The sequence below is a fragment of the Desulfobotulus sp. genome (assembly GCF_034006065.1).
GTDB lineage: Bacteria > Desulfobacterota > Desulfobacteria > Desulfobacterales > ASO4-4 > Desulfobotulus.
Map to the genome: position 1 here is coordinate 1 of NZ_JAVETM010000074.1, position 8,178 is coordinate 8,178.

The window sequence follows — 8,178 nt, forward strand, 5'->3', positions numbered from 1 at the left end:
AGTTCCGGAGCCGGGCAAAGGGCTTCGGAAAAAACCTCTTCCCCGCCTGCTGCGGAATCCTTTGAAAGCGAGACTCTGAGTCAGGATGACATTGAGGCGCTGCTTTCCGGTGCAGATCTTTCTCCAAAAAAAGCGCCTTCCCCACCTGCTGCGGAACCCTTTGAAAGCGAGACTCTGAGTCAGGATGACATTGAGGCGCTGCTTTCCGGTGCAGATCTTTCTCCCAAAAAAGCGCCTTCCCCGCCTGCTGCGGAATCCTTTGAAAGCGAAACCCTGAGCCAGGATGACATTGAGGCGCTGCTTTCCGGTGCAGGTTCTTCCCCTGAAAAAGCACCTTCCCCGCCCGCTGCGGAACCCTTTGAAAGCGAGACCCTGAGCCAGGATGACATTGAGGCCCTGCTTTCCGGTGCAGGTTCTTCCCCTGAAAAAGCGCCTTCCCCGCCTGCTGCGGAATCCTTTGAAAGCGAGACCCTGAGCCAGGATGACATTGAGGCCCTGCTTTCCGGTGCAGGTCCTTCCCCTGAAAAAGCGCCTTCCCCACCTGCTGCGGAACCCTTTGAAAGCGAGACCCTGAGTCAGGATGACATTGAGGCGCTGCTTTCCGGTGCAGGTTCTTCCCCTGAAAAAGCGCCTTCCCCGCCCGCTGCCCCGGCATCGGAGTCTTTTGCTTCAGGCGTTTTAAGCCAGGATGACATCGAGGCCTTGCTGGCCGGAACCGGGGAAATCCCAGAATCTTCTCCTGCTTCCAAGGCTGGGGCGAATGGAGAAGAGCATGTCCCCTTGGGGGTTTCCCAGGAGGAAATTGACCGCCTTCTGGGCGTGCTTCCGGATCCGCCCACGGCAGATCCGGCTGCTCCGGACCTTCCCCCCTATGAAACAACGCCAGGCTCCAATCTGTTAAGCCAGGATTATCTGGACGCGCTTCTTGCCGCAGACCAGGCCAGAAAAGCCGCAGACCCGGGACCTCCCGCCTTAAAATCCCCTGAAAAAGCACAGGTCCAGGCTTCCCGTGAAAAAATAGAAGAGGATTTCATCCTGCAGGATGACATTGATCGTCTGCTGGCGGGTGGTTCGGATGTTGGGGGAGGGGATCCACTGATTTCCCAGGAAGACATCCAGAAACTTCTGGAGGATGCGGAGACCGGAACACCTGAAAAGGCGGGGGCTCCGGCCAAAGGGGCGAGAGAGGATGAGGCCCTGGATCTGATCACCCAGGAAGATCTGGAACGCCTCATGCAGGATGTGGGCACGGAAGAGCCTTCGGCTCCAGCTTCGACACCGGCTCCGGAGCCTTTTGTTGAAGGAAAAGCGGTTCTGACCCAGGAAGATCTGGACGCTCTGCTGCAGAGTACGGAAGAGGTTTTTCCGGAAACAGGGGAAGAAGAGCTTTTCCCGGCCTCTGGGCCCGAGGCAGAAGCGCCAGTGTCGCCTCCTGTGCCTGAGGCGGTTCTGGCAGAGGATGAAGACCGGGTGGTGCTGGTGGCAAATAACGGCAAAGCCCGGCCCAGAACCAAAGATCGGAAAAAATGGTTCTTTTCCCTGGCAGCGGGCCTTGCGGCGCTGATGCTGGCAGGGGGCGGCGCGTTCTGGTTTTTCCGGAGCCCTGAGGATTTACCTGAAATTCCTGAACTGGTGGAAGCGCCCGCCCCTGTTATGCCGGTTGCAGAAACTCCCGCAGGTCCGGCCTTTGTGTCCCTGCCCATGCCTGGTTTTCTCGTGCCCTCTTCTCCCGGTGTTTCCCATACCACCTATCTCATGGCGGACCTTTCCCTGGATCTGGCACCTGAAGCGGCGGAGCGTCTGGGCAGGGAAACAGCCCGTTTCCGGGATGTGGTGTTCAGAACCCTGAAAAAAACCGTGGATGCGTCCAAGGGTACGGAAATTACCGAGGAAAACTTGCAAAAGGATTTGATTGATGCTCTAAATGATGCATTAAAAGACAGGGCTGTGCTGCGGGTGGTGTTTACGCAGTTTTCCATGGGATGAAAAAAGGCTGTAAAGGAGGGGGCGATGACAACCATACCCAATCTCAACCTTGTGGTGCAGCAGGGTGGTGCGGTTCGGGAAGCCCATAACCTGAAAGCCCAGCCCTATGACAGCGCCCAGGCGGCCCAGAGTGTGCAGCCCGAACGGGAAGCGCAGCGGCGGGAGCAGGTACAGCTCAGTGAGGAAGCCTCCCTGCGGGCAGGTAAAGACGGAAAAAAGGACAAGGAGCAGGAAGGCCGCAGCCCGGACAGAAAAGCGCAGAAAGAGGCGGACTCTATGCCGGACGGGGAAACCCCCGATGGTCGGGGTCGTCTTCTGGATACACGGGCTTAAAAAGATTTTTTTTCCATGAGGATGCTATGTGAATACGCTTTTGTATTGGGTGGCCATTCCCATGCTGGCCAATATCCTTTTGATCCTTTTTGTGGTTGTTTCCCTGCGCCGTCTGGCCCGTCGTCTGGAAGAAGACGCCGTAGCCGGAGCTGTGGAGCGGGTTCTCGCCACCCTGACGCCCCTGGTGGCCCAGGCAAGGGAGCTTTCCCAGACCTTTGACGCGCAGTTGCGGGAAAAACAGCGCCTCATTCAGACCCTGAATGAAAGCCTGGACCGCAGGGCCACGGCTCTGACCCTTCTTGTGAACCGCACGGAAGCCACACTGAAGTCCGGAGAAAATCAGCGTCTCACCCCGGAATCCCTGGATCTGCAGGAAGCGGTGCTGGATCTTGCGGCCCAGGGAAAGGATACGGATCGCATTGCCCGGCAGCTGGCTGTGAGTCCTGGCGAGGTCAGCCTGATTCTGGAGCTGAAACGCAAGCTGGATGCCCTTTCTGCCGGAGGACGTTGACTCCGGAAAGGGATTTTTCGTGTCTTTTTCCTTTCCCCTCTCATCCCTTCCGCTTTCCCAGGATCGGGTTCGCATGGAAGCCCTTCTCAAGCCCGGTTCCCGTCACAGCGCGAAGGTGACGGCGGCCCTGGCTGACGGTCGGGTGCGTCTTTTTTTCGCCGGTCAGAGCCTGCTTCTGCGTCCGGAAAAACCCCTTGCAACGGGAAGCCTTGTGGAGCTCCGGGTACATGCGGGGCCCAAGGGCGCGATCCTCGAAATTGTGCCTGAAGGGACAAAGGGCCTGGAAGGCAAAGCCCAGGAGAGAATCCAGAATCCTGTTTTTCATTCCGCCCCCTCTTCCCCTTTGTCCGGGAGTCAGACCGGAGGCAGCCTGCACCGACTTTTTAAACTGCTTTCAGACCTTGCACCCTCCGGGCTTTCGGGTTCCGGATCCGGGGCAAGGTCCGGTATGGCTTTAATGCCCTTTTTATCCCTGGCTGCGGAACCTGAAGACAACCTGCCCCTTTTACGGGGGCTTGTCCGGGCGTTTCTGCAGGAGCCTTCCAGGGAAGGCTTCAACCAGTTCCGGGGAGAGGGGACTCTGCTTCCAAAAGAAGGAGATCCCCATCCTTCCCTTGCCCTTCTTGTCAAAGAAGAGGGCGGAAAAGAGGGGCTGGATCTTCTCCAGGAGTTTCGGGAAAATCTTGCCAGAACCTTTCTGGATCAGGGTCGCATGACCTTACCCCTGCCCCTGGGATTGGATGGTTTTTTCAGCTTGGGTCGGCTGTTTCTGGATCTGGGAGATCCGGGCGGAGGATCGCGGGAATCGCGTATCCTGCGGGCGGGAATCCGGCTGGACCTTGAAACCTTGGGCCGTGTGCGGGCGGATGCTCTTCTCCTGGGAAAGGAGCTGCAACTGGGGTTTGCCGCAGAGGAAGCAGGAGTACTGGCCCTGTTTGAAGAGGGGATGCCGGAACTTGTCCGGCGTCTTGAAGGGCTGGGATTCCGGGTACTGCCCGTACGGTATGAGATTTTCAGGGAAGGGGCCTGGGAAGAAGAGGGGGCGGATACGAACAGCAAAGGTGATTGGGAGGTGATTGCCTGAGGGATTGGGCATTTGCCGCTCTGAGAAAAAGGGAGACGAGGGGTGGCTGAAAGGAAAAAGCAAAGTGCAGGAGGCCCGAAAAAGGCCGTGGCCCTGCGTTACAAGGCGCTGGAGGACGCAGCACCCCGGGTACTGGCCAAGGGACGGGGAAGCCTTGCGGAACGGATCCTTGCCATTGCACAAGCCCATGGCATTCCTGTGAAGGAGGACAGGGATCTTGTTACTCTGTTGGAAGCCCTGGATGTGGGAAAGGAGATCCCGCCGGAGCTCTACCAGGTAGTGGCGGAGCTTCTGGCCTTTGTGTACAGAACGGGAAAGCGGGGGGATTCCCTGAAACCCTGAAAAAGGATTTTTCGTTTTAAGGGAGGCGCTGCAGGGCCTGGGTGGCTTCCACCTCAAGGTCCGTGTCCCTTCCTGTGATCTGGGCCTGGGTATAGGCTTGGCGGGCTTCCTGACGGCGGTCCATTTTTTCAAGAATTTCGCCCTTGAGTATCCAGGCGCTGGCATCCTGGGGATAGGCTTCGAGAAGTCTGTCCACAGAGGCCAGGGCGAAAGGGAGGTTGCCCATGGCCATGTGGGTCATGGCCTGACCGCGGATGGCCGGAGCATGGCGGGGCTCATGGCGCAGGGCGCGGGCGTAGTGGCGTAAGGCCGCATCGTAGTCTTTCAGATTAAAATACACCCACCCGAGGTTGGAAAAGGCATAGTGAGGCGTGGCGTAGAGCAGGTCTTCGCTGAGGGGTTTCAGTACGCCGATGGCTGCGTTCCAGTCTTCCATCACAATGTAGGCTGTGGCCAGATTGTTCTGTGCAGGGCCGTAATCATCGCGAAGCTGCATGGCTTTCCGGAAGTGGGGGACGGCCAGATCCGGTTTTTCCATGGCAAGGTAGGTAAGGCCCAGGTTGTTCTGCAGGTAGGGGTCTTTGGGGTTGAGCTGTTCGGCGCGCAGAAATTCATTGAGGGCGCGGGCGTAGGATCCCTGCATGAGATAGGCTTCTCCCAGATCCCGCACCGCACGGGCCTCGTCCATGCGCGCGGTGCGATGACCTGCGCAGCCGATGAAGAGCGTGAGGGTCAGCACCAGGGCAAGGAGGATCTTTACAGAAAAGACCGGTCTGCCCTGGGGTGCGGGCAGGGTGGCAGGACGGGATGGGGAAGCTTGCCGCATGGTTGTCATGGCTTTCCAAAGGGGGCCTTAGCCCCCTTTTTTCTTTCGGGGTTAACGCAAAGAAAGTCCCAGGTTTCTGGCAATGGCGTCCGATGTCTGTTCCACAAAGGCCTGGAAAGCTTCTCCGGAGAGGGGTTTTCCTGGGGCGGGAACTTCCTTCAGTCCTTCGGGACGGATGAAATGCGGTGCATTGCGCAGCTCTGGCCTGGGCTGAATCTGATATTCCTCGGGCATGCGGTCTTCAAAATACATTTCCTGGAATCCGGAGAATTTCAGGGCATGGGCCGTGGAATCAATGATGGCGGTTTCATGGGGGCTCACAAAGCCCGCCTTTTTTGCCCGAGCAAGACCGGCGAGGGTTTCTCCGCCGTGGGTACAGGCGATGTGTCCGTTGCGGTTGGCCAGAAGCTGGGCATCCATGATTTCCTGTTCCGGTACGGAGACAAAAAAGACATTCTGGCGGCCGGAGCGTTCATTGTACTGCCGGACAAGGGAGATCACTCTGGGCATGGACACAGGATTGCCGATCATGGCCGCCTGGGCTACGCTGGGTTTTACGGTCATGGGAACAAAATGACGTTTTTCCGCATCCGGTTCCAGGTAATAGCGGTACACGGGATTGGCGTGGTCGGACTGTACGCCAAGGATCCTGGGCAGGTCTGTGATGATGCCCGCACTGTGGAATTTGAGGAAGCCCGCCATGACCGCCGTGATGTTGCCCGCATTGCCGATGGGCACCACCACCACCTTATCCTTCATGTCAAATTCCAGGTCCTGGGCGATCTCATAGGAGTAGGATTCCTGGCCAAGAATGCGCCAGGCATTCTTGGAGTTGAGGAGAGCCACATTGTATTTTTCAGACAGGGCTTCCACCACCTTCATGCAATCATCAAACACGCCGGGAACTTCAAAGACGCAGGCTCCGCTTCCCAGGGGCTGGGAAAGCTGCTGGGGAGTTACCTTGCCGTGGGGCAGAAGAACGGCGGATTTCACCAGGGGCTGGAGATAGCTGGCGTAAAGGGCTGCTGCCGCACTGGTGTCGCCTGTGGAGGCGCAGACAGCGAGGACATTGTCCACCTTACCGGTTTTCACCAGGTAATGGATGTAGGAAAGGGCGCTGGCCATGCCCCGATCCTTGAAGGAAGCGCTGGGATTCTGACCATCGTTTTTGTAGAAAAAGCGGAGGCCGATTTCCTTTTTCAGCCTTTCATTGGCTTCCACCATGGGCGTATGTCCCTCACCCAGATAGAGGATGGCATCCAGAGGAATCACAGGGCCAATGAACTCATGGAAGCGGTAGATGCCTTTCAGGGCCGGGATTTTCAGCATACGGCGATAATCGAGGATTTCCCGCCAGGTTTCTCCGGAAAGACCTTTGAGGCGGTTTTTTTCCATATCCTGGAGCAGCAGTACTTCTCCGCAGGCCGGGCAGGTATAAAGGAGCTGTTCAATGCCAAAGGTTTCGGCGCAGCCCAGGCAGTGGTAGCGCATTTCGCCCGAAGGCGTGGGAAGGATGTGGCTGCGGATATGTTCAGGGAATTTTTCAGGTGTCACGGGTAATTCTCCCTTAAGGGCGTTTGATTCCGGGTTTGATTGTGGTTTTACGGCCTAGGGCTTTATTTTTTCCATTCCACCCATATAGGGCCGCAGGGCTTGGGGGATGCGTACGCTGCCATCGGCCTCCTGAAAGTTTTCCAGGATGGCGGCAAAGGTGCGGCCCACGGCCAGGCCGGAGCCATTGAGGGTGTGGACCAGCTCTGTTCCTTTTTTCCCTTTGCGTTTAAAGCGGATATTGGCCCGTCTGGCCTGGAAATCTTCGAAATTGCTGCAGGAGGAGATTTCTCTGTAGGCATTCTGGCCAGGCATCCACACTTCTATGTCATAGGTTTTGGCGGAGGAAAAACCGAGATCTCCGGTGCAGAGGGTGACCACCCGGTAGGGCAGTTCCAGGCGTTTGAGAATGGTTTCCGCCTGGAGTAGGAGGCTTTCCAGCTCTGCGTAGGAGTTTTCCGGGAGGGCGAATTTCACAAGCTCCACCTTGTTGAACTGGTGCAGCCGGATGAGTCCGCGGGTATCCTTTCCGTAGGAACCCGCCTCGGAACGGAAGCAGGGGGTATAGGCCGTGTAGTAAAGGGGCAGGTCTTCTTCCTGAAGAACTTCATCGCTGTGGATGTTGGTGACGGGAACCTCGGCTGTGGGAATGAGGAAATAATCCTGACCTTCCAGTTTAAAGAGGTCGGCTTCGAATTTGGGAAGCTGGCCTGTGCCGGTCATGGCTTTGCGGTTGACGAGAAAGGGCGGCAGCACTTCCCTGTAACCGTGTTCTTCCGTATGGATATCCAGCATGAAATTGATGAGGGCGCGCTCCAGGCGGCTTCCGGCGCCAAGGTAGAGGGCAAAGCGTGCGCCGGTCATGCGGGCGGGGCGTTCAAAATCAAGAATGCCCAGCGTTTCTCCCAGATCCCAGTGCGCCCTGGGGGTGAAGTCAAAGGTGGGAGGCTGGCCTACGGTTTTTTCCAGGCGGTTCTGGGAATCATCCCTGCCTTCGGGAACGGAAGGGTGGGGCAGGTTGGGGATGGCCATGAGCATCTGCTCCAGTTTTTCCTCAACCTCGGAAAGATCCTTTTCCAAGTCTTTGATGGCGCTGGAGGTATCGCGCATGCGCAGGATTTTATCCTCTGCATTTTCCCCGGCTTTTTTGAGTCGTGCGATATCCTCTGAAACCGTGTTGCGTTCACAGCGCAGGGTTTCGAGCAGAAGCAGGATTTCCCGGCGTCTTTTTTCGGTTTCACTGAAGGAATCGAGGGTGGATTCGGCCCCTCTTCTGGCGAGGCCGGAGCGCACTTCGGACAAATTTTGGCGTACAAACTTGATTTCCAGCATCTTGGCCTTTATATTAAATCGATTTTTTATGGTTTTCAGGGTAAGAAGGGCCTGAAAGGAAACGCCGTATGGAATTCTGCATAGGCTTCCGTAACGGCGGGGTACTCTTTTAAGAAAAGCGCTTGAAAAATTATCACAGGGGCAGGGATGCGTCAACCTTCCCGGAAGACAGCTTTTTCTGCCACAGGAGAAACGGAGTGGAGTCCACGATGG

The 8,178-nt window shown here is 57.0% G+C and carries 8 protein-coding genes; 5 read left to right on the plus strand and 3 right to left on the minus strand.

Translation table 11 applies throughout. The features are described from left to right. The 5 genes from RBR60_RS15585 to RBR60_RS15605 form a co-directional block, all read left to right on the plus strand. Positions 1-1,986, plus strand: a 1,986-nt coding sequence (locus RBR60_RS15585; RefSeq protein ID WP_320358480.1) for a flagellar basal body-associated FliL family protein, incomplete at its 5' end; no start/stop codon positions are given. A 24-nt stretch (positions 1,987-2,010) separates the two neighbouring features. Further along, positions 2,011-2,319 carry a hypothetical protein gene (locus RBR60_RS15590; protein ID WP_320358482.1) on the plus strand — a complete coding sequence of 103 codons (309 nt, stop codon included), beginning with the start codon at positions 2,011-2,013 and terminating at the stop codon, positions 2,317-2,319. Positions 2,320-2,347: 28 nt separating this feature from the next. After that, complete coding sequence (locus tag RBR60_RS15595) at positions 2,348-2,830, plus strand: DUF6115 domain-containing protein (RefSeq protein WP_320358484.1); 483 nt, start codon at positions 2,348-2,350, stop codon at positions 2,828-2,830. Positions 2,831-2,849: 19 nt separating this feature from the next. After that, a complete protein-coding gene (locus RBR60_RS15600; RefSeq protein ID WP_320358486.1) occupies positions 2,850-3,914 on the plus strand; it encodes a flagellar hook-length control protein FliK in 1,065 nt (354 codons plus the stop codon). A gap of 42 nt (positions 3,915-3,956) precedes the next feature. Then, positions 3,957-4,256, plus strand: coding sequence for an EscU/YscU/HrcU family type III secretion system export apparatus switch protein (locus RBR60_RS15605; protein ID WP_320358488.1), 300 nt, complete (start codon positions 3,957-3,959; stop codon positions 4,254-4,256). Positions 4,257-4,272: 16 nt separating this feature from the next. On the opposite strand, the gene RBR60_RS15610 is transcribed toward RBR60_RS15605, so the two are convergent. The 3 genes from RBR60_RS15610 to serS are packed head-to-tail and all read right to left on the minus strand — an operon-like array spanning position 4,273 to position 7,965. Further along, positions 4,273-5,091: a tetratricopeptide repeat protein gene (locus RBR60_RS15610; RefSeq protein ID WP_320358490.1), complete on the minus strand. Its 819-nt coding sequence runs from the start codon at positions 5,089-5,091 to the stop codon at positions 4,273-4,275. 42 nt (positions 5,092-5,133) lie between these two features. Continuing rightward, a complete protein-coding gene (gene thrC / locus RBR60_RS15615; protein WP_320358492.1) occupies positions 5,134-6,636 on the minus strand; it encodes a threonine synthase in 1,503 nt (500 codons plus the stop codon). Positions 6,637-6,690: 54 nt separating this feature from the next. After that, entirely contained in the window at positions 6,691-7,965 is a 1,275-nt protein-coding gene (serS, locus tag RBR60_RS15620) for a serine--tRNA ligase (protein WP_320358494.1), read from the minus strand. Between the last annotated feature and the right edge of the window lie 213 nt (positions 7,966-8,178).

What these genes read in the sequence shown, in the direction of transcription:
- serS (WP_320358494.1), bottom strand. Translation starts at nt 7,965, where the DNA reads ATGCTGGAAATCAAGTTTGTACGCCAAAATTTGTCCGAAGTGCGCTCC.
- RBR60_RS15610 (WP_320358490.1), bottom strand. Translation starts at nt 5,091, where the DNA reads ATGACAACCATGCGGCAAGCTTCCCCATCCCGTCCTGCCACCCTGCCC.
- RBR60_RS15590 (WP_320358482.1), top strand. Translation starts at nt 2,011, where the DNA reads ATGACAACCATACCCAATCTCAACCTTGTGGTGCAGCAGGGTGGTGCG.